This window comes from Caballeronia concitans (assembly GCF_001544615.1).
Lineage (GTDB): Bacteria > Pseudomonadota > Gammaproteobacteria > Burkholderiales > Burkholderiaceae > Caballeronia > Caballeronia concitans.
Genome location: NZ_FCNV02000003.1, coordinates 518,118 through 539,643 on the forward strand (window position 1 = coordinate 518,118; position 21,526 = coordinate 539,643).

The 21,526-nt window shown below is 61.8% G+C and carries 22 protein-coding genes; 13 read left to right on the forward strand and 9 right to left on the reverse strand.

What is annotated here, in order from left to right:
• The first annotated feature begins 7 nt into the window (after nt 1-7).
• Nucleotides 8-379, forward strand: a complete 372-nt coding sequence (locus AWB72_RS12020) for a DUF1428 domain-containing protein (protein ID WP_040051008.1) — start codon at nt 8-10, stop codon at nt 377-379.
• A 32-nt stretch (nt 380-411) separates the two neighbouring features.
• Nucleotides 412-726 (forward strand): heme-degrading protein HmuQ, encoded by a 315-nt coding sequence (gene hmuQ, locus AWB72_RS12025; protein ID WP_040051009.1) that lies wholly within the window; start codon nt 412-414, stop codon nt 724-726.
• Nucleotides 727-780: 54 nt separating this feature from the next.
• On the opposite strand, the gene AWB72_RS12030 is transcribed toward hmuQ, so the two are convergent.
• Both AWB72_RS12030 and lhpI read right to left on the reverse strand, forming a co-directional pair.
• Complete coding sequence (locus AWB72_RS12030) at nt 781-1,062, reverse strand: hypothetical protein (protein WP_244285598.1); 282 nt, start codon at nt 1,060-1,062, stop codon at nt 781-783.
• A gap of 133 nt (nt 1,063-1,195) precedes the next feature.
• Nucleotides 1,196-2,119: a bifunctional Delta(1)-pyrroline-2-carboxylate/Delta(1)-piperideine-2-carboxylate reductase gene (gene lhpI, locus AWB72_RS12035; RefSeq protein WP_040051011.1), complete on the reverse strand. Its 924-nt coding sequence runs from the start codon at nt 2,117-2,119 to the stop codon at nt 1,196-1,198.
• 218 nt (nt 2,120-2,337) lie between these two features.
• Here lhpI and ppk2 point away from each other — a divergent pair, with 218 nt between their 5' ends.
• Nucleotides 2,338-3,234, forward strand: coding sequence for a polyphosphate kinase 2 (gene ppk2 / locus AWB72_RS12040; RefSeq protein WP_040051012.1), 897 nt, complete (start codon nt 2,338-2,340; stop codon nt 3,232-3,234).
• Here ppk2 and AWB72_RS12045 read toward each other — a convergent pair.
• From AWB72_RS12045 to AWB72_RS12065, 5 genes are all read right to left on the reverse strand, one after another.
• Nucleotides 3,231-3,461 carry a hypothetical protein gene (locus tag AWB72_RS12045; protein WP_040051013.1) on the reverse strand — a complete coding sequence of 77 codons (231 nt, stop codon included), beginning with the start codon at nt 3,459-3,461 and terminating at the stop codon, nt 3,231-3,233. The genes ppk2 and AWB72_RS12045 overlap by 4 nt on opposite strands.
• 144 nt (nt 3,462-3,605) lie before the next feature.
• On the reverse strand, nt 3,606-5,096 hold the full coding sequence (locus AWB72_RS12050) for an efflux transporter outer membrane subunit (protein WP_280174561.1): 1,491 nt from the start codon (nt 5,094-5,096) through the stop codon (nt 3,606-3,608).
• A gap of 23 nt (nt 5,097-5,119) precedes the next feature.
• Entirely contained in the window at nt 5,120-8,320 is a 3,201-nt protein-coding gene (locus AWB72_RS12055; protein WP_087128075.1) for an efflux RND transporter permease subunit, read from the reverse strand.
• 31 nt (nt 8,321-8,351) lie between these two features.
• Nucleotides 8,352-9,548, reverse strand: a complete 1,197-nt coding sequence (locus tag AWB72_RS12060) for an efflux RND transporter periplasmic adaptor subunit (RefSeq protein ID WP_040051015.1) — start codon at nt 9,546-9,548, stop codon at nt 8,352-8,354.
• A 55-nt stretch (nt 9,549-9,603) separates the two neighbouring features.
• Nucleotides 9,604-10,422 (reverse strand): alpha/beta hydrolase, encoded by an 819-nt coding sequence (locus AWB72_RS12065; RefSeq protein ID WP_040051016.1) that lies wholly within the window; start codon nt 10,420-10,422, stop codon nt 9,604-9,606.
• A gap of 210 nt (nt 10,423-10,632) precedes the next feature.
• On the opposite strand from AWB72_RS12065, the gene AWB72_RS12070 reads away from it, so the two are divergent.
• The 3 genes from AWB72_RS12070 to AWB72_RS29145 all read left to right on the forward strand — a co-directional run bounded on the left by AWB72_RS12070 (nt 10,633) and on the right by AWB72_RS29145 (nt 12,311).
• Nucleotides 10,633-11,643 (forward strand): LysR family transcriptional regulator, encoded by a 1,011-nt coding sequence (locus tag AWB72_RS12070; RefSeq protein WP_040051017.1) that lies wholly within the window; start codon nt 10,633-10,635, stop codon nt 11,641-11,643.
• A gap of 140 nt (nt 11,644-11,783) precedes the next feature.
• Nucleotides 11,784-12,128 carry a DUF4148 domain-containing protein gene (locus AWB72_RS12075; RefSeq protein ID WP_040051018.1) on the forward strand — a complete coding sequence of 115 codons (345 nt, stop codon included), beginning with the start codon at nt 11,784-11,786 and terminating at the stop codon, nt 12,126-12,128.
• Between the two features lie 39 nt (nt 12,129-12,167).
• Nucleotides 12,168-12,311, forward strand: a complete 144-nt coding sequence (locus tag AWB72_RS29145) for a hypothetical protein (RefSeq protein ID WP_167550954.1) — start codon at nt 12,168-12,170, stop codon at nt 12,309-12,311.
• Here AWB72_RS29145 and pdxR read toward each other — a convergent pair.
• Nucleotides 12,308-13,810, reverse strand: coding sequence for a MocR-like pyridoxine biosynthesis transcription factor PdxR (gene pdxR, locus AWB72_RS12080; protein ID WP_040051019.1), 1,503 nt, complete (start codon nt 13,808-13,810; stop codon nt 12,308-12,310). The genes AWB72_RS29145 and pdxR overlap by 4 nt on opposite strands.
• Before the next feature lie 212 nt (nt 13,811-14,022).
• On the opposite strand from pdxR, the gene AWB72_RS12085 reads away from it, so the two are divergent.
• The 5 genes from AWB72_RS12085 (at nt 14,023) to AWB72_RS12105 (ending at nt 19,187) form a co-directional block, all read left to right on the forward strand.
• Nucleotides 14,023-15,138 (forward strand): ABC transporter ATP-binding protein, encoded by a 1,116-nt coding sequence (locus tag AWB72_RS12085; RefSeq protein ID WP_040051020.1) that lies wholly within the window; start codon nt 14,023-14,025, stop codon nt 15,136-15,138.
• Between the two features lie 102 nt (nt 15,139-15,240).
• Nucleotides 15,241-16,263, forward strand: a complete 1,023-nt coding sequence (locus AWB72_RS12090; protein WP_374728894.1) for an ABC transporter substrate-binding protein — start codon at nt 15,241-15,243, stop codon at nt 16,261-16,263.
• Between the two features lie 75 nt (nt 16,264-16,338).
• Nucleotides 16,339-17,610, forward strand: coding sequence for an ABC transporter permease (locus AWB72_RS12095; protein WP_040051021.1), 1,272 nt, complete (start codon nt 16,339-16,341; stop codon nt 17,608-17,610).
• 6 nt (nt 17,611-17,616) lie between these two features.
• Nucleotides 17,617-18,453: an ABC transporter permease gene (locus AWB72_RS12100; RefSeq protein ID WP_040051022.1), complete on the forward strand. Its 837-nt coding sequence runs from the start codon at nt 17,617-17,619 to the stop codon at nt 18,451-18,453.
• Nucleotides 18,454-18,722: 269 nt separating this feature from the next.
• Complete coding sequence (locus AWB72_RS12105; protein WP_084592930.1) at nt 18,723-19,187, forward strand: DUF3331 domain-containing protein; 465 nt, start codon at nt 18,723-18,725, stop codon at nt 19,185-19,187.
• A gap of 20 nt (nt 19,188-19,207) precedes the next feature.
• On the opposite strand, the gene AWB72_RS12110 is transcribed toward AWB72_RS12105, so the two are convergent.
• Nucleotides 19,208-19,822, reverse strand: coding sequence for an NAD(P)-dependent oxidoreductase (locus tag AWB72_RS12110; RefSeq protein WP_040051064.1), 615 nt, complete (start codon nt 19,820-19,822; stop codon nt 19,208-19,210).
• A gap of 441 nt (nt 19,823-20,263) precedes the next feature.
• Between AWB72_RS12110 and AWB72_RS12115 the strand changes: the two genes are divergently transcribed.
• The gene (locus AWB72_RS12115) at nt 20,264-20,461 is read left to right on the forward strand and encodes a hypothetical protein (RefSeq protein ID WP_040051023.1); all 198 of its coding nucleotides are present in this window, start codon (nt 20,264-20,266) and stop codon (nt 20,459-20,461) included.
• Nucleotides 20,462-21,051: 590 nt separating this feature from the next.
• Nucleotides 21,052-21,525, forward strand: a complete 474-nt coding sequence (gene bcsD, locus AWB72_RS12120; protein WP_040051024.1) for a cellulose biosynthesis protein BcsD — start codon at nt 21,052-21,054, stop codon at nt 21,523-21,525.
• The last annotated feature ends 1 nt before the right edge of the window (nt 21,526 follow it).

Consider the following 21,526-nt stretch of genomic DNA (forward strand, 5'->3'; position numbering starts at 1 on the left):
GACTCTCATGGCGCATTACGTTGACGGTTTCGTCGTACCCGTGCCGATCGAAAAGATCGACGCCTACCGGATCATGGCCGAGGAAGCCGGCAAAATCTGGCTGGAACATGGCGCGCTGCAATTCGTCGAGTGCATCGCCGATGACGTCAAACCAGGCGAACTCACTTCGTTTCCGCAGAGCGTGCAAATGAAGGAAGGCGAGACCGTTGCGTTCTCGTGGATACTTTACGATTCGCGCGAGCAACGCGACGCGGTGAACGAGAAAGTCATGAATGACCCCCGTCTGAAGGCCATGATGGAAAAAGGGGAGCCGCCGTTCGACGCGAAGCGCATGTTCTTCGGCGGATTCAGGACGCTGGTCGAACTCGGACGCGCCTGAGCGAATCTCTTTATAAAAGGAACGACATCGACATGTTTATCGCCATGAATCGCTTCAAGATCGTACCAGGCGCCGAGGCTGACTTCGAACGTCTATGGACGAGCCGCGACACTTATCTGAAGGGCGTCCCCGGCTTCGTCGAATTTCATCTGCTCAAAGGCCCGGCGAAAGACGACCACGTGCTCTATTCGAGCCATACGATCTGGGCGAATCGGGCGGCTTTCGATGACTGGACGCGTTCGGACGCGTTTCGAAACGCTCATCGCAGTGCGGGCGGCGAAACGCGCCAGCTTTATCTGGGACATCCGGAATTCGAAGGCTTCGAAGTCATTCAGACGGTCAAGTAACACGCGCGTTTTACACACCTATGAAAAAAGCGCGCTAATCGACTGTTTGAGAAGCTAGGCCTTCGCGCCGCGTGCCATGCGTTGCAGCGTCGAGGAATCGATCGCGGCGGCGCAAATGCGCACGGCTTCGTTCAGCGTGCGCGGCCGCCCCTCGCCGAACTGCGACTCGAGCATGGCGACCGCGCGCACACGCTCCTCATTGCCGAGCTTCTCACCCGTTGCAAGCTCGAGCACCGAGATAAAGTAGGCGGCAGGAGGCGTAGCCCGCCCTGCCGGACTACAATGTCCACCGTCGGCGGTGTTCGTTTCGCCGTCGCGGTGGCCATCGAACGCCATGCGGCGCGCAGGACGCGTCGTCCATTCTGTGTCGTTTCGACTGGTCATTGGTCTGATCATCGCTGAAGTGCTCTGCGCTCTCGCGCGCATCGTCATCTGATTGAAACTTCAGCAAGGACCGTTCCAACTCATGTCAGACGCTTGCGCTTTCATCTGACAAAACAGCCTTGGCGACGCGGCATGCAGCCAGATCCCAGGCTGCACAGCCAACCGATTTGAAGACCATTGGGCGTCCCGACGGCTCTTTGGACACAAGCGCCGTCGCAAGCGGAATCACGTTGGCCCACTCGACGCCCGCGAGAATGAAATCTCCCGCCTCGTGCCGCGCGCCTGCGGGATCGTCCACATACAGCTCGCTTGCATGAACGGTCGATGGTGCGATCTCAGCGGCATCCGCCGTGAATGCGCCCACGCCGATCACAAGCCGATCCGCCTGCGCGGGCATCGTATAGACCGGCGACTTGCTCGTGGTGGCGGCGATCACTACGTCGATCGAATCCGGAATAGCCGCATTGTCCAGCGGTTCGATGTTGGGCGATAAGCCCGCGTTTTCCTCGAAGAACACACCTGCACGGCCGGCACGCGAGCCGAGCACATGGATGCGGGCATCGGGATACAGCGCCGCGAGTGCTTCGACGTGATGCGCGGCCTGCTTGCCCGTGCCGATGACGAGCACTGCGCGCGGCGGCTTCGCAGCGAGCGTGCGGATGGCGAGCATCGATACCGCTGCGGTTCGCCTGCCCGTTACCGTGGGACCATCGAGCATGAATTGCAGCGCGCCCGTCGATGCATCGAACGCACTCACTTGACCGTGTATCGTCGGCAAGCCGAGTGCGCCGTTGCCGGGGCAAACGTTCACGAGCTTATGGATTGCGATATCGGCGGCGGTCGCGGGCATCGACAACATCACGCCGCCGTGCGGAAGCGGCACGACCAGGCGCTCGGGACTGGCAATGCGGCCCGCTGCGTAATCGAGCATGGTCGCGGCGAGCGTATCGACGAGACGGTCATACGGAAGAAGGCGCGCGGTTTGCGCCGCATCGAATGTGTCGGTCATCGCGGATCGGCTCCCTTATTGAATGTATGCGCGGGACTATTCTAACGGCGGCGAAACGCGTGTCATAAAGCGCGAGCCTTTCTACAATGGACGCTTGAACGCGGCGTCATGCGGCTGCCATGCGAAACCGTCATAATCGGCCATTCGCGCCGCTCAAACGAACGCCAATAAACGCTCAACCAAAATCGCGCGATTTCAACTGCATTCCGGAGCCGGACATGAACATGACGGACAAGCAGCGCCGCTTTCACGCCGACGTGATCGACAGCTACGACGAAGAGTTCGAGATGGAGATCGACGACCGTCTGCTGGACGGCGAAGCGGCGTTTTCCGACGAAGAGCGCGAGCTTCGCAAGACCTATTTTCGCGAGTTGTTTCGTCTGCAAGGCGAGCTCGTCAAATTGCAGGACTGGGTCGTGCATACGGGGCACAGGCTCGTCGTGATATTCGAAGGACGGGATGCTGCCGGCAAAGGCGGCGCGATCAAGCGCATCACGCAGCGGCTCAATCCGCGTGTGTGTCGCGTGGCTGCCCTGCCCGCGCCGAACAATCGCGAACGCACGCAATGGTATTTCCAGCGCTATGTATCGCATTTGCCGGCGGGCGGTGAAATCGTACTGTTCGATCGAAGCTGGTATAACCGCGCGGGCGTCGAGCGCGTCATGCATTTCTGCACTGACGATGAATACGAAGAGTTCTTTCGCTCAGTGCCCGAGTTCGAAAAGATGCTCGTGCGCAGCGGCATTCAGATCATCAAGTACTGGTTTTCGATTACCGACGACGAACAGGAAGTGCGCTTTCAGGCGCGCATCGAAGATCCGCTCAAACAGTGGAAGCTGAGTCCGATGGATCTAGAGAGCCGTCGCAGATGGGAAGCCTATACGGCGGCGAAGGAAGTCATGCTGCAACGCTCGCATATTCCCGAAGCGCCGTGGTGGGTGGTGCAGGCCGTCGACAAGAAGCGCGCTCGTCTTAACTGTATTCATCACCTGTTGAGTCAGGTGCCTTATCACGAGATCGAGCATTCCTCCATCGAACTGCCTGAGCGCGTGTTCAATCCCGACTATTTGCGCCAGCCGGTGCCGCAGGAAATGTACGTGCCGGAGATTTATTAACCGCCCTGGCAGCAGTGATGGCAGGCGATACGTTCGATGGCCTGCTCGCGCTGACGTGACACCGCCTGGCGTGCGACGAATTGATAAGCGTGCTGCGACCCTTTGAACAGCATCACGAACATGACTTGCGCGAGATTGAAGTCCAGGGTGACCATCAGGCGCATCAACAACAGCAGCGGCAAGACCACGGCTGGTTGATAGAACTGTCTAGCGATCAAGGCTTTCATTGGCGGCTCCCGTTCCCATGATTGAAATTCTATGGATTCAAGGGATCGGGATAAATGGCCCGCACATGAAGACATATGTTCCTTGACGCGAACAATCGGTAGTGAAAGAAAAAAGCCCCGCATCGAGCGGGGCCATGAAGTGCATCAGTTCTTCGCGAGGCTCGGTTCGGGCACGGGGGCCGGCATGGCATCGCCCCATCCGCCGCCGAGCGCGCGTATCAGATTCACCGTCGATACCGCCTGCGTCCCCGCAAGCTGAACCGCCGCGCGCTGCGATTGCAGCACCGTACGTTCCGCGTCGATGACATCGAGATAATTCACTGCGCCTTCCGTGTATTGCGTGCGTGAAAGCTGCGCGGCGCGCACCGATGCATTCACCGCATCCGCTTGCGTTAATGTTTGCGTTTCGAGAATACGCAAGTCCGACAGATTGTCTTCCACTTCTCGGAACGCAACGAGCACTTGCTGACGATAATTCGCCACGTCCTCTTCATACACCGCCCGCGCATTCGCGAGGTTGCCCTTGCGACGCCCACCATCGAAGATCGGCAGATTGAGCATGGTGCCCGCGAACGGACCGAGCAGGAACGTACGGCTCGACCAGTTGAAGAGATCGCCGAGCGTCGCCGATTCGAAGCCGCCCGAGCCGGTCAACGTCAACGAAGGAAAGAACGCCGCCTTGGCCACGCCGATTCGCGCATTGGCCGCCGCCATCGATCGCTCCGCTGCCGCGATATCCGGGCGACGCTCCAGCAACGAAGAAGGCAAGCCCGGCGGCACGCGCACCGTCACCGGCTTCAGCGGGTTCGAAGCCATGTTGAATTGTGCGGGCGTCTTGCCGAGCAGCACCGCGAGACTATGCTCGGATGCGGCGCGCAGGCGTTGAACCGTCATCGCGTCCGACCGTGCCGTCGCGAGTTCGGACTTCGCGCGCGCCACGTCGAGCTCGCTGATGTCGCCTTCTGCAAAGCGACGCTGCACGAGCTTGAGTGCTTCCTCGCGCAACGACACGGTGCGCGTGAACACATCGGCTTCTGCATCGAGCTCGCGCAAGTTGAAGTAGTTTTGCGCGACGTCCGCCTGCAATGCGAGCTGCACCGATCGGAACAGCGCCTCGCTTTGCTGCGTGTCCGCGTTGGCGGCTTGCACGCTATTCGACACGCGCCCGAACAAATCCACTTCATACGACACGCTCGCCTGCGCACGCCACAACGTCTGCGCGGGAATGTTCGCGTCGGGCGGCTGGAATTGCGAGGCCGGCGACAACTTCTCGCGCGTCGGACCGAAGCCCGCATCGAGTGTCGGGAAGAGACCCGCGCGCGCCGTCTGGTTGATCGCACGCGCTTCCTTCACGCGCGCCGCCGCAGCCTTCAGGTTCTGATTGGCTTCTTGCGCCTGGCGTTCGAGATCGTTGAGCGCGGCGTCATCGAAGATCGTCCACCATTCGCCGCGCAGCATCTCTTCCGAAGGCTGCGCGGTCTTCCACGTGCCCGCTTCCGATTGAGACAGCGAAGGCGTTTCCTTATAGGCAGCCGGTGCATTTACATCGGGCTTTTCATATGTCGGCGCAAGCGAGCAACCCGCGATCACCAGCAGCGACGCCATCAAGGCGGGCAAGCCCAACCATCGTTTCATTAGCAGCTTCTTCATCATCGACCTCATTGCGCTTCGTATGAAGCACCGATACCGCGCATCTGCGGATGCGTGCCGTGCTTGTCCGTCACATGCTCCGCGCGGCTCAGCTTGCGCAGGATCACGTAGAAGACCGGCGTCAGCATCAAACCGAACAGCGTCACGCCCAACATGCCGAAGAACACCGCGACGCCCATCGCATGACGCATTTCCGAGCCCGCACCCGACGACAACACGAGCGGCACCACGCCCATGATGAATGCGATGGACGTCATCAGAATCGGACGCAGACGCAGACGGCTTGCTTCGATCGCAGCCTGCACGATGGACCGGCCCTGCATTTCCAGCTCGCGTGCGAACTCCACGATCAGAATGGCGTTCTTCGCGGACAAGCCCACCAGCACCATCAAGCCGATCTGCGTGAAGATGTTGTTGTCGCCATCCGTGAGCCATACGCCGAGCAGCGCCGACAAAATACTCATCGGCACGATGAGGATCACCGCGAGCGGCAACGTCAGGCTTTCATACAACGCAGCGAGCACGAGGAACACGAGCAGCACGCTGATCGGGAACACCCACAGCGCAGCGTTGCCCGCGAGAATCTGCTGATACGTGAGGTCGGTCCATTCGAACTTGATCCCGCGCGGCAGCACTTCAGCCGCGATGCGTTCCGCCGCCGCCTGGGCCTGACCCGACGAATAACCGGGCGCAGGACCGCCGTTGATATCGGCTGCCGTATAGCCGTTGTAGCGCACGACCATTTCCGGGCCATATGTCGGCGTCACCTTCACGAGCGAGGAAAGCGGCACCATGTCGCCGTTCGCGTTGCGCGTCTTCAACAGGCCAATGTCCTCGGGATTCGCGCGGAACGGCGCATCCGCCTGCACGCGCACCTGATACACGCGTCCGAAGCGGTTGAAGTCGTTCACATAGAGCGAGCCGAGATAGACCTGCATCGTGTCGAACACGTCGGTCACGGAGACGCCCAGTTGCTTCGCCTTCACGCGATCCAGATCCACATTCAACTGCGGCACGTTGATCTGATAGCTCGAAAACGTCGGTCCCAGTTCAGGCGTTTGCGATGCGCGCTTGATGAAGGCTTGCGTTGCATCGGCGAGTGCGGCGTAGCCTAGCGCACCGCGATCTTCGAGCTGCATCTTGAAGCCGCCAAGCGTCCCGAGGCCAAGCACCGGCGGCGGCGGGAACACCGCGATGAACGAGCCCTTGATGCCCGCGTACTTCTGGTTCAACGCGCCTGCGATGGCATTGGCCGAAAGCGCCTTGTCCTTCACGCGATCCTTGAAAGGCTTGAGCGTGACGAACACAATGCCCGCGCTCGATGAATTCGTGAAGCCGTTCACCGACAAGCCCGGAAACTCCACCGCGCTTTCCACGCCCGGTTGCTTCAGCGCGATATCGCTCATCTGGCGAATCACGCCTTCCGTGCGATCGAGCGATGCGCCATTCGGCAATTGCGCGAAACTGATCAGATACTCCTTGTCCTGCGCGGGCACGAAGCCACCCGGCACGATCTTGCCCATCAACACCGCACCGCCGAGCAACACCGCATAGATGACCATCATGATCGCCTTGCGGTTGATGACGCTCGTCACGCCCTTGCCGTATGCATCCGATCCGCGATGAAAGACCTTGTTGAAGCCGCGGAAGAAACCCCCGAACACGCGGTCCATGCCACGCGTGAGCCAGTCCTTCGGTTCGTCGTGGCCCTTGAGAAGCAGCGCCGCGAGCGCAGGCGAAAGCGTGAGTGAGTTGAACGCGGAGATCACCGTCGAGATGGCGATGGTCATCGCGAACTGCTTGTAGAACTGACCCGTCAGACCGGACATGAACGCGAGCGGCACGAACACGGCAACGAGCGTGAGCGCAATCGCGATAATAGGTCCGCTCACTTCGCGCATGGCCTGATACGTGGCATCTCTCGCCGATAAGCCCGCCTCGATGTTGCGCTCCACGTTCTCGACGACGACGATCGCATCGTCGACCACGATACCGATGGCGAGCACCATGCCGAATAGCGAGAGCGCGTTGATCGAGAAGCCGAATGCCAGCAAGAGCGAGAACGTCCCGACAATCGACACCGGCACTGCAAGCAGCGGAATGATCGAGGCGCGCCACGTCTGCAGGAACACGATCACCACGAGCACGACGAGCGCAATCGCTTCAGCGAGCGTATGAATCACTGCCTCGATACTCGAACGCACGAATTGCGTCGGGTCATAGACGATCTGATATTCGAGGCCCGCGGGCATGTCGGCCTGCAATTCCTTCATCGTCTTGCGCACTTCATCGGAAATCTGCAGTGAGTTCGCGCCCGGCTGCTGATTGATCGCGATCGCGACAGCCGACTTGTTGTCGAGCAACGAACGCAGGCCGTATTCGGATGCCGCGAGTTCGACACGCGCGACATCGCTGAGATGCGTGACGGCGCCATCGGGCGAAGTCTTCAGCACGATATCGCGGAACTCCGACTCGTTCTGCAAGCGGCCGCGCGCATTCACGTTCAATTGCAGCGGCACGTTGGGCAGCGTGGGCGATCCGCCGATCACACCCGCCGCGACCTGCACGTTCTGCTCGCGAATGGCGTTGACCACATCGGTCGCCGTCATGCCGCGCTGCGCGACCTTCTGCGGGTCGAGCCATACGCGCATCGAATAGTCGCCCGATCCCCACAACTGCACTTCACCCACGCCCGCAATACGTTCCAGCCGATCCTTGACGTTGATGAGCGCGTAGTTGCGCAGATACGTCATGTCATAGCGGCCGTTGGGCGAGTTCAAGTGCACGACCATGGTGAGCGTCGGCGATGACTTGATCGTCGTCACACCGAGACGCTGCACGTCCTGCGGCAAGCGCGGCAATGCCTGATTCACGCGGTTCTGCACGAGCTGCGTGTTCTTGTCCGGGTCCGTGCCGAGCTTGAACGTGACCGTCGTGGTGAGGTTGCCGTCGCTATTCGCCTGCGACTGCATGTACAGCATGTCCTCCACGCCGTTGATCTGCTCTTCGAGCGGCGAAGCCACGGTCTCTGCAATCACCTTCGGGTTCGCGCCGGGATATTGCGCATGCACGACGACCGATGGCGGCACCACTTCCGGATACTCGGAAATAGGCAGCTTGAACATCGCGATGATGCCCGCCAGCAGCACGACCACCGATAGCACGCCCGCGAAGATCGGGCGGTCGATGAAGAATTTGGATATGTTCATGACGAGTTCTTTCCGTTGCGGATCACGCGCGTTACTGCGCCGACGCCGTCTTCACGACAGGCGCGTCACCGCTGTTGTTCATCGCGACGCCATTGACCTTCACGACATCGTTCGGGCGCACGCGCTGCAGGCCGTTCACGACGATGCGCTCGCCCGAGGCAAGTCCCTTCGCAATCACACGCAGGCCGTCATGCGTTTGCCCGAGCGTGACTTCGCGGTACTGCACGCGGTTGTCTTTATCGACGACCATCACGTACTTCTTGTCCTGATCGGTGCCGATAGCGGCATCGTCGATGAGCACCGCCGGATGCGGCGTGCCGCCGCCGACCTTGATGCGCGCATAGAGACCCGGCACGAGCGAGCCATCGGGATTGTTGAAGCGTGCCCGCACGCGAATGGTGCCGGACGTCGTATCGAGGCGGTTATCGACGGAATCGACGACGCCATCGCGCGAATAACCGTCTTCGTTCGCAAGCCCGAGCGACACCGGCACCGTGTTGCCCGCATCGCGGCCGAGATAGCGCAAGTAAGTTTGTTCGTCGACATCGAACGATGCATAGATCGGCGATACCGAAACGAGCGTGGTCAGCAAAGGCGCGTTCGCACCCGTCGACACGATGTTGCCGACGGTGAGTTCCGCACGCGACACGCGCCCCGACACGGGCGCCGTGATATGCGTGTAGGCGAGATTGATCTTCGCGGCTTCGAGCGCGGCCTGCGCGGCCTTCAGGTTGGCGACGGCCTCGCGCGCGGCGTTCTGCTTCTCGTCGTAATCGCGCTTGGCGATGGCGTTATCCGCAAGCAGACGTTCGGCGCGCGCGGCATCCGTCGATGTGTAACCGTTGCGCGCCTGCGCCGCCGCGAGTTGAGCCTGTGCGCGATCGACTTCGGCTTCGTACGGACGCGGATCGATGGTGAAGAGCGCATCGCCCTTCTTCACGAGCGCGCCATCCTTGAAATGCACCGCGACGATGGTGCCCGGCACGAGCGGGCGAATGTCCACGTGATCGACCGCTTCGAGCCTGCCGGAGTAGCTTTGCCAGTCGGTGATGGTCTTCGAAATGACGGTCGCGACATCCACTTCGGTGGCGGTCGGGCTGTGCGCGGCGGCCTTGGCCTCGTTGATCGCCGCGTCGCCGTGGCCGCGCCAGGCGGTATAGCCGCCCGCGCCGGCGATGACCAGCGCAGCGCCTAGCGCGGCGTAGATGCGTTTGCGAGTGAAGAACATGATGGAAGCTCCGGTTGCGTTGAGATTGTTTTTTTATGGTGCGTGGCCTTGGCGCTTATTTGGTGCGCGCCAGCCGCTTTCTGAAAAAGGCGACGACATCGGCGAGGGCATCGGGATGCGCGGCGAGCGCGTGATGCGATGCCTTGCAATGCCGAGTGACTTCGGTCGGCACGCCCGCCGAAATGAGTTCGGCTGCGTATTTCTCGGCTTCGATATGCAGCAGGTCATGCTCCGCGCTGGCAATCAATGCAGGAGGCAGGCCATGCAGACGACGCGATTCCAGCGGCGCCGCATACGGATGCAGACGTTGCGAAGGATTCGGCAAATAAGCCCGATAGCAGCGCGCGCATTCGCTTAGTTCCAGATCGGGACACAACACCTTGCGTTCATCGGCGACGCGCGTCATGCTCGGATCGAGCAGCGGCGCGAGCAGCACTTGCGCGGACATGCGAATATCGCCGCGATCTCGTGCGATGGCCGCGACGCACGTCGCAAGATTGCCGCCCGCGTCATGGCCGGCAACGCCTATGCGCTGCGGGTCGGCGCGTTGTCCGCGTGCATGCGCCACGGCCCATTGCGCCGCGCGATAACCGTCTTCGGGCGCGGCGGGAAACGGAAAGTGCGGTGCGAGCGAATAGCCGACGGACACGACCCACGCAGGCGTATCGCGTGCGATAGTGGCGGCGGCGATGTCGGCGTCGTCGAGCGTGCCGTGCGTGAAGCCGCCGCCGTGAAAATAGAGGACGATGGGCAAGACGGTGCCGTCCGACGCGGGGCGATAGCTGCGCAGCACGATAGGCTGCACATGCCCCGCAATGCGCACCTCTTCGATGCACAGTCTCGGGCCTTGCTCCAAATCCAGCAGTGATGCCATGGTTATTTCCGTGCACGGCCTTGAATGTCGGGCCGTGACGCGTAAGTTGCGATGGTGCGAATTCTGGAGTCCACGCCTTTTTTAATAAATGCCTATAATCCGGCAACACAATTCGGTGACCCCGAACAATCAATCGCTTAAGCCATGCGGCGAGTTTCTTAGCCACCCGCTTAAAACTCTCTGCCTCACTTCAATACCGAAGGGACGAACATGGATCGGCTCCAAGCAATGCAGGTCTTTACCCGCGTCGTCGACACCAACAGCTTCTCGCGCGCAGCGGATACGCTGAACCTGCCGCGTGCATCGGTGACGACGATCATTCAAAACCTCGAAGCCTTTCTCAACGTGCGGCTGCTTCAGCGCACCACGCGCAGGCTCAATCTCACACCCGACGGCGCCGCGTATTACGAGCGCTGCGTGCGCATCCTCGCGGACATCGAGGAAGCCGAGAGTACGTTCTCGAACAACGGCAAAGGGCCGCATGGCAAGTTGCGCGTGGATATGCCGGGCGCGATCGGGCGGCTCATCGTGATGCCGCAGCTATGCGATTTCCACACGCGCTACCCGGATATCGAACTGATGATGGGCTTCGGCGACAAGCCGGTGGATCTCATTCAGGAAGGCGTCGATTGCGTGATTCGCGTGGGCACGCTGCAGGATTCGAGTCTCGTCGCGCGGCGCATCGGCGTATTTCAGGGCGTGACGGTGGCGAGCCCGCAATATCTCGAACGCAACGGTACGCCCGACACACTCGACGATTTGCAGAACCATACGGCTGTGAATTATTTTTCGAGCCGCACGGGACGCATCATGGACATGGATTTTGTCGTGGACGGCGAGACCATCGAAGTGAAGATGCGCGGCATGATCGCGGTGAACGATGCCGAAGCGTATTTGAGCTGCGGGCTCAAGGGCGTGGGCATCGTGCAGGTGCCGCGCTTCATGGCGCTGCCCTATCTGCGTTCGGGCGAACTCGTCGAATTGCTGCCGCAATGGAGTCCGCTGCCGATGCCTATTTCCGCGGTGTATCCGCACAATCGCCATTTGTCGCCGAAAGTGCGCGTGTTCGTCGACTGGGTGGCGGAGCTGTTCGAGCGCTGCCCGCTCCTGCAAGGCCAGAAGGAAGCGGAAGAGCGCTGCCTGCCGACGAGCACCGCATCGCCGATGGTCGTACGTCACGGCACACCTGAAGTCGCGGGCACGGCGGACGTAGTGGTTTGACGATTATTCGTCGATATCGATAAATCTATTCGCGGATCGGACATTTATCCAACGCGACGACGCGACTACATTTCGTCCTGCCACGGCGCATCGCGATCAACACCGGATGCGCCGTATCCCAGGATCGAAAGGAGTCGCACATGAAACGCTATCTGGTTACGAGCCTCTCGCTCGCCGCAGTGTCCGCCGTGATTTCAAGCACCGCTTTCGCGGAAGGCGGTCAGGGAATCGGCCGAGCGGGGACGTACCTCACGCCCACGCAAACGACTGCGAGCACAAACGAAGCGCCCAAGACCCGCGCGCAAGTACGCGCCGAACTCGCAGCGGCTTATTCGGATGGCTCTTTGCCGGCGCTCAACCGCAACACGTATCCCGCGCGCAGCATGTGGGGAGACGCCGTCGCCGCGCAATCCGAAGCACGCAATCGCGCGATCGTCGATTATGCGAACGGCTCGGCGGTGCAAACGAATCTGACATCGCGCTGATTCGTTCGGCGTTCTAATCAATCAAACCGAGCCAAAAGCATGTTCGATATCGACACCGCACTCGAGCAATTCTCTCTGCTCGATGACTTCTCTTCCTTTACGCCCGTGTGGCGACCGTTCGTGGAGCATGCGCAAACCGATGCCCACGAAGACGTCGGCAACGAGCATCGCGAAAGCCTTTAAGAAGTCACTTCCACGGCCGTCAAAGCGCGTTCTATCACGCCCGCGAGTTTTCCGAAGGCGGGCGCGATTTCATGATTCGGCACGCATGCATAGCCGAGCATCAAGCCTCTGAGCGCGGCGTCGCGATTCACGTAGTAATTCACGAGCGGCCGCGTGACGACGCCATTCGCGAGCGCATCGTCGGCGATGGCGACATCGTTCGCGCCACGCGGCAATTCCAGTACGAAATGCAGCCCCGCTTCGTCGCCGCGCACGGCAAGCGTATCGCCGAAACGCGCGTTGATCGCATTGATGAGCAATTCGCGCCGTTCGCCATACAGCCCGCGCATGCGCCTCACATGCGAAGTGAGATGGCCATCGAGAATGAACTCCGTCAGCACCGCTTGCTGCATGAGTTGCCCTTCGCGATAAAGCTCGGCAATGCCGGTGCGGAATGTATCGACGAGATTGTCCGGCACGACCATATAACCCATGCGCAAGCCGGGAAAAAGCATCTTGCCGAGACTGCCGACATAGATGGTCTGTCCCGAGTCGTCGAGTCCCTGCAGCGATGACAGCGGCCGGCTGCCGTAGCGAAACTCACTGTCATAATCGTCCTCGATGATCCACACGCCATGCTGCCGCGCGAATTCGAGCAGCGCACGACGCCTCGCGAGACTCATCACCATGCCAAGCGGATATTGATGCGACGGCGTGACGAGCGCGATGCGCGGCGGCGCGGTCATGTCGCGCGCGGTGGGATTGAGGCCCTCGTCATCGACGGGCACCGGCACGAGCGTGAGCCCCGACGATTGCAGCACGCTGCGCACGCCCCAGTAGCACGGCTCTTCGACCCACGCGCGGTCGCCGGTATCGGTCAGTAGACGCACGGAGAGATCGATCGACTGATGAATGCCCGTCGTGATGATGATCTGATCCGGCGTGCATTTCACCGAGCGCGCGACACGTAAATAGTCCGACAGCGCACGCCGCAGCGGCCGATAACCGCCGCCCGGCGCATACGTCAGCAGTTCGGGACTCGCGCGCTTCCAGAGCCGCGACTGCAGGCGGCTCCATGTGCGCGACGGAAACTCGGCGACATCCGGCACGCCCGGCATGAACGCGCCCCACTGTTTCGGCGAGACGCCCGCCTGCGCAATCAGCCGTTCGCCGCGCTTCGAGATAATGCACGGCTTACGCGGCGGTTCGTCGACTGGCTCCTGCTTCTTGCGCGACGCGGCGCCGTCGCTCGGGGCGGTATCGGCGACGTAGGTGCCGCTGCCGGTCGTCGATGTCACGTAACCCTCGGCCGTCAGCTGGTCGTAAACGTGGAGCACCGTGTTGCGCGCGATGCCGAGATCCCCGGCAAGCGTGCGCGAACTCGGCAGCTTGGTGCCGGAGGCGAGTTGGCCGGTCAAAATGGCCTGCTGCATCAAATCGAGCAATTGCCGGTAGACCGGCTCGGCGAGCGTCCGGTCGAGCCGCGTGCTCAACCAGTCCGCAAGGATGATGGTGTCCAAGGCCTTTCCCCCGAAGCCGGAGCCGCGCGCGCAATGGCCGGAAGTGGCTCCCAGATGAATATTGAAATGGCTCCCCATTGTAGAACCGTCGCGAGCTATAGTTAGCAGAGGCAGTGGAAAAAATTTCCGGGGCCGCGCACCGTTTCAAAGGTTCCCTGCGGCCGCCGCGCACCCGGGCACACGCATTCGGCTTTCCGAAGGAGACACGGAAGATGAAATCCGATCAGGTGATCGTCAGCTTTCGCGGCGTCCGCAAGACCTATGACGGCGAAACGCTCGTCGTTAAGTCTCTGGACCTCGACATCTATCAGGGCGAGTTCCTCACGCTGCTCGGCCCGTCGGGGTCGGGCAAGACCACCTGCCTGATGATGCTCGCGGGCTTCGAATTCCCGACCGGCGGCGAGATCTGGCTCGACGGCAAGCTGCTCAACAAGGTGCCGCCGCATAAGCGCGACATCGGCATGGTGTTCCAGAACTACGCGCTCTTTCCGCATCTGTCCGTGCAGCAGAACGTGGAATATCCGCTCACGGTGCGCAAGATGTCCGCCGAGGAGCGCGCGCATCGCGTGAACAATGCATTGAAGATGGTGCGCATGGAGAGTTTCGCGAAGCGTTATCCGGCGCAGCTGTCGGGCGGGCAACAGCAGCGCATCGCGCTGGCTCGCGCGCTCGTGTTCGAACCCAAACTCGTGCTGATGGACGAACCGCTCGGCGCGCTCGACAAGCAACTGCGCGAGCACATGCAATACGAACTGAAGTCGCTGCACGAGAAGCTCGGCGTCACGTTCGTCTACGTCACGCACGATCAGGGCGAGGCGCTCACCATGAGCGATCGCGTCGCTGTCTTCGACAAAGGCATCGTGCAGCAGCTCGATACCGTCGATCACCTCTACGAAGCGCCCTGCAACGAGTTCGTCGCGAACTTCATCGGCGATAGCAACCGGCTGCGCGGCACCATCGAGCATGCACACGGCGACTACTGCGAAATCCGCCTCGCGGACGGCACGCGGCTCTCCGGCCTGAACGTCGCGCGGGCGAACGCGGGCGCGTCCGCCGTGGCGTGCATCCGTCCGGAGCGCATGAAGCTCGCGGCCCGCGCCGATGGCCTGAACGGCATCAGCGGCGCCAACGGCCACACCAACGCGCTCGCGGGCGAAGCGAAGAGCCTCATCTATTTCGGCGATCACGTTCGCATGCGCTGTGGCGTGCGCGAACAGGACGAATGTTTCGTCAAGGTGCCGCTCGGCACGCAGGCGCTCGAAGGCTTCACGCCCGGCGCGCCCATCGCCCTCGAATTCGCGCCCGAGCATTTGCGCGTGTTCGCGTAACGCGTTACCGGCATGTGCGCGAGCAGGCCGTTCATCCCGCAGTCCATCGATAAAACCAAGCAGACAGAGGAAACCATCATGAGGAAGTTCGCACTGTGTTCCATGGCGGCGGCGGCCGCACTCGTGTGCGCGTCGGGCGCATCGGTCGCGTTTGCGGCGGAAATCACGGTCGTCAATTTCGGCGGGGCGAATGGCGACGCGCAGAAGGTCGCGTTCAATCAGCCGTTCGAGAAGTCGACGAACAACAAGGTCACGGCCGTGGAATACAACGGCGAGCAGGCCAAGGTCAAGGCGATGGTCGAAGCGAAGCACGTCAACTGGGACGTGGTGGAAGTCGAATCGGGCGATCTCGGCCGCGGCTGCGACGAAGGTCTCTACGAGAAGCTCGACTGGTCCAAGATCGCGAAGAAATCGGAACTCGTGCCCGAGTCGCCGCAAACGTGCGGCGCCGGCTTCTTCGTCTGGTCGACGGCGCTCGCCTACAACGCCGACAAGCTCAAGAGCGCGCCGGCCAGCTGGGCGGACTTCTGGGACACGAAGAAATTCCCCGGCAAGCGCGGCATGCGCAAGGGCGCGCGCTACAACCTCGAATTCGCGCTGATGGCCGACGGCGTCGCGCCCAAGGACGTCTACAAGGTGCTCGGCACGAAGGCGGGCGCGGATCGCGCGTTCAAGAAGCTGGACGAGCTGAAGCCGAATATCCAGTGGTGGGAAGCGGGCGCGCAGCCGCCGCAGTTTCTCGTCGCGGGCGATGTCGTGATGTCCACGGCGTATAACGGCCGTATCGACGCGGCGCGCAAGGAAGGCAAGAACCTGAAGGTCGTGTGGAACGGCAGCATCTACGACCTGGATTACTGGGCGATTCCGAAGGGCTCGCCGAACAAGGACGTGGCGACGCAGTACATCGCGTATTCGGTGTCGCAGAAGCCGCAGCAGGTGTATGCGCAGAACATCGCGTATGGTCCGGTGAACAAGGCCGCGATCTCCGCGCTCGACGCGAAGACCCAGGCCGACATGCCGAATTCGCCGGCGAACGCGAAGAACGCGGTGTTGCAGGACATGGCGTTCTGGACCGATCACGGCGACGAACTGGAGCAGCGCTTCACGGCGTGGGCAACCAAGTAAGCGATTGACGGCGGTTCGAAGGCCGCGCTTTTCACGAAGCGCGGCCTCGCTACCGACAAGCATGGAGACACCAGCGTGAACACCATCACGATCGCCGCAGACGATTCACGCGAATCCACCGCGCGCCTGAAGCACGAGCTGAAAATCGCCGACGCGAAGAAGCGCGCGATGGCGCTCGCGCTCATCGCGCCGCTCGCCATCTTTCTGTTCCTGATTTTTGTCGTGCCGATCGGTGCGCTGCTCACGCGCGCCATACAGAATCCAGAAGTCGCCAACGCGCTGCCGCATACCGGCGCGGCGCTTTCCGGCTGGGATCGCAAGGCCGCGCCGCCGGACGCCGCGTATGCCGCGCTCGCGCAAGACCTGACCGCCATCCAGGACGGCGATTCGATGGGCGCCCTCGCCCGTCGCCTCAACACCGAGATTCCCGGCTATCGCTCGCTCGTGGCGAAAACCGCCCGCGCGATGCCGCTCACCGGGGACGACGGCCAGCCGCTCCCGCCGCCGCAGGTGCGCGCGAAGATCATCGAAATCGACGAACGATGGAACGATCCGGCCTACTGGCAAGCCATCGCGAAGAATGCGGGGCGGCTTTCGCCGTTCTATCTGCTGGCGTCGCTCGATCACAAGCAGGACGGCTTCGGCAGCATCGTGCATGCGGACCCGGACCAGTCCATTTACCTCAACGTCTTCGGGCGCACGTTCGTCATCGGCTTCGCGGTGACGTTCTTCGCGCTGCTGCTCGGCTATCCGCTCGCGTACTGGATTTCGACGCTGCCCGCGCGCCGCGCGAATCTCGTCATGGTGCTGGTGCTGATTCCGTTCTGGACGTCGGTGCTCGTGCGCGTCGCCGCGTGGATCGTGCTGCTGCAAAGCGAAGGGCTCGTGAACAAGGCGCTGTTGGCCAGCGGGCTGATCGGCTCGCCGCTCGCGCTGCTTTTCAACCGCGTGGGCGTCTACATTTCGATGACTCACATCCTGCTGCCCTTCATGATCCTGCCGCTGTACAGCGTGATGAAATCCGTGCCGCCGACGTATCAGCGCGCGGCGGTCTCGCTCGGCAGCCATCCGTTCGCCGCGTTCTGGCGCGTGTATGTGCCGCAGACGTATCCGGGCATCGGCGCGGGCGTGCTGCTCGTCTTCATTCTGGCAATCGGTTACTACATCACACCCGCGCTGCTCGGCGGACCGAACGATCAGATGGTGAGCTATTACATCGCCTATTTCACGAACGTGACGATCAACTGGGGCATGGCGTGCGCGCTCGGCGCGCTGCTGCTCGCCGCGACACTGCTGCTCTACGTGGTCTACGGACGCTTCACGCGCTCCAACGTGAGTCTGGGGTAACGAAAGATGAAACTCGCCAAACCGATGTTCGCGCCGCATACGTCCGTCGTCGAGCGCATCTGGTACTTCGCGTTGCGCATCATTTGCGTGCTGACGCTGCTCTATCTGATCCTTCCGGTGCTGGCTATCGTGCCGCTGTCGTTTTCGTCGAGCACGTTCCTCGTCTATCCGATTCCGGGCTGGTCGATGCGCTGGTATCACAACCTCGTCATGTCCGACGAGTGGCGCATGGCGGCGAAGAACAGTTTCATCGTGGCGCCCTCGGCCACGATCGTCGCGACGATCCTCGGCACGCTCGCGGCGGTCGGCCTGACAAAAGCGAACTTCGCGGGCAAGAGCCTGCTGATGGCCGTGCTGATCTCGCCGATGATCGTGCCGGTGATCGTCGTCGGCGTCGGCATGTATCTGTTTTTCGCGCCGCTCGGCATGGCGAACACGTATTTCGGGCTGATTCTCGCGCACGCGGCGCTCGGCGTGCCGTTCGTGGTGACGACCGTCGGCGCGACGCTGCAGAACTTCAACACGAACCTCGTGCGCGCGAGCCAGTCACTCGGCGCGAATCCGCTGACCACGTTCTTCCGCGTGACGCTTCCGGTGATCGCGCCGGGCGTCATTTCGGGCGCGCTGTTCGCGTTCGCGACATCGTTCGACGAAGTGGTCGTCACGCTGTTTCTTGCCGGCGCGGACCAGACGACGCTGCCGCGGCAGATGTTCACCGGCATCCGCGAGAACATCAGTCCGACGATCGCCGCGCTGGCGACCATCCTGATCGTGTTCTCGACGAGCCTGCTGCTGGCGCTGGAGTGGTTGCGCGGGCGCGCGGCGGCGCGGGCGGTGGCGTAAGCGGGCCCTGCAGACGGCCTAAGCGCATTGCTAAAAGCCTTCTTCTGCTTTTCGAATTACTTACTCGAACAAAAAAACGTCCCGGCGCGGCTTGATCGACATCACACGCAGCAAGCCGCAAACCCTTGCCAGCAAAGGCTCAGCGTGAATCGCTGCCCGCTCGCCGCGATTATTCGTGCCAACGGGACAGTGTTTTCACCGATGTCGTATTTATCGGAATATGCTTAATGGCGTACGGTCTAGGTCGAGTCAAAGCCTGGAACCATGCCATGACAGCACTTTCGAAACGAGCCGACCCGTGGTCACAAACGGTTCACCAGCTCGAAACGATTCCCGCCGACACCGGCCGCATCGCCCCATCGCAGAAAACCGCACGCGCCGAAAGCGCATTCGTCGAACGCCTGACGCGCGACTGGCATCGCGCGCACCCGCAGCCGTCCAACGACCGGCTGCCGTTTCCACAAGCCATCGTACGCGTGATCGAGCGGCCGAGCAGCGCCACCGCGCTCGTCTACTGGTCCGATCCCGGTAACTGCCATTACGGCTATCAGGGCTGGCGCGCGACCACGGCGAACGCCGAGGGCGTCTGTTCGTTGTCGGGGATGCCGATCCATCGCGGCGATCAGGTTTATCGCCCGTCGCAGCGCGATCCGAAGCCGCAGAACGCAGCAGCGATGATTCTCGCCGCCGCCATGCCGAAGAACGAGGAAGTCGAAGCCGACGTCCACGGCTAACTGCCGCCTTCGCTTCGCGCTCAGTAGCCGACCGTGAAGCGCTGGCGGACCGGCTCGCCGCGCTCGAACGCGTCGAGAAAGGCGATGGCGAAGTCGTCGAAGGAAATCCAGCTTCGGCCGCTGGCGTCGACGAGCAGTTCGTCCACGCCCAGCCGGAATCGGCGCGTGCGCGGACCGCTCACGAATTCCGCCGACGGCGACACGTAGGTCCAGTTCACGTCCCGTTCGCGCCGCAGCGCATCGAGAAAAGCCGCGCCCGCCGTCGCTTCCGCGCGATAGGCCTCCGGGAAGTCGGGCGAATCGAGCACGCGCTGCCCTGGCGCGACATACAAACTCCCGGCGCCACCGACGACCATGAGGCGCGGCACGCCCGCCCGCTTGACCGCACCGACGATCGCGCCGGCCGGCACCGATTGAAAGCGCGTCGCGCTGAACACGGCGTCGTGGCCGGCGATCGCGTCGGCGAGCGCGGCGGTGTCGAGCGCATCGACGTTGCGCGCGGTCACGCCGTCGCGCGGGGCGAGCGCGGACGTGTCGCGGGCGAGCGCCGTCACGGTGTGTCGACGGCGCAACGCTTCTTCCGCCAATCGGCTGCCGACATTGCCGGTCGCGCCGACAATCGCGATCTTGCTCATGCTCGTTCTCCTTTCGTTCGCAGCGTGAAGCGCGGCGCTCGTCGCGTCGGTCATTCATACGCGATCGAAGAAAAAATGCAGCCGTGCCGCGTCGATTAAACCGTTTCCATTTTCATCTGGCGCCAGCGATGAGAAACATTGCGGCGTCGCCTCCATAGTCGAATTTCGACCGCCGATTCGCATTGCCGCAATTTCCGAGCCGGTTTTAAGCGCGTCCGCCAATAACGGGTGCGCCCGGCCATAATCCAAACCACACCATGATGCGAGTCCGCCGACATTAAACTAGAGGCCCCGCACTCTTTCGAAACGCGTCATAACGGCGATTCCCGGCGCGCCGGACGCAGCCCGTTTCGCAAAGGGTTCCAATGGAAGTCGTCAATTTGTCATGACACTGGTTTATCTTGCAGGTCCTCGCCGCTCCATTACCGGAAGGAGTTAATCGTGAAGAATCCGCAATTGCAGGGTGCCATCGAAGGACGCGACAATCCGGCAGGCGAAACCGCCTTCGAGCCGATTCCGGTCGGCGCCGCGCCGGCTGAATCGGCCGATGAAGCCGACCATGTCGATTCGCTGGACATCCCGCTCAATTACGGCATCGTCATGGACGCCGTCAGAGACGCGGTACGCGCGAATCCCTGAGCGTTCGAATCCCCTACACGTGCAGCGCCCCACTCGGGGCGCTTTTTTTTCGCGCTTCAAACGCCGCGATATAACGCCGCACGTAATTCTGCCCATGCTTAATTCAGCGTCCGATCGGCAATTCATACCGCCTTCATGATGGCCGGCGGCAGCGAAATATCATATGAATAAGGATAAATAATTGACTGATGAATAATCGCCCTTACTCGCTGTGGAGCGTGAAAGTCAAGCGGTATAAAACCCGCAATATTGCTCGCCGCACCGAATTAACGCGATGGTACACTTCGCCGTCCGTGAGCGCGGACCCGCGCCACATATGGCGTCCACGTTGTCTACCGTTCGTCCAGCATCACGACGTCCAATAGTTAGAACGACCGCCGCCAGGCAATTAATTTCCCAGTATTTGCGATCGATTCTCCTTTAGATGGTTTCTTCTGGCGAAATAAACTGGCCTGAACTAACTTGGAACGAATCGCGGCATGGTGATGGATGTGAATCGAGCGCTCGAATTCGCGTCATGCGTTAGCGAAAGAAGGTAAAAATAACCGATTAACTCGCGCGCCGCGGCGCGTGCTTCCGAAACAACAATAATGGCTGCACCTTTCGATTACCTGCTCGACCGGCACACTTCCAGGCAATGGCGTGGCCTGCTGTCCGCGCTCGCGGATGAGTTCGAGGCGCAGATCGGCGGCGCGGAACTGCGGCAGTTGATGCACCGCGTCGGCAGCCGTTTCGCCGATGCATCGCCGTTGCCGCCGTGCGCATCGACGGCCGAACTCGCCGATGCGCTCAACGCGCGCTGGCAGGAAGCCGACTGGGGCTTCGTCGAACTGTCCGACGAGCGCGACCATCTGAGCATCGTCCACTATTGCGCGCCGCTTCGGGCGTTCGGCCAAAGCGCGCTCGCGTGGACGCCCGCGTTTCTCGAAGGCGCCTATCAGCACTGGCTCGCCGCGCTGGGCGCGAACGGGCTTGCCGTGCGGCAACACGGCCAAGCGAACGCGTCCGGCGAATTCGACGATGGCGCCGCCATCGAATTCCGGCTCGCGCGCGGCGCGGCCTAGC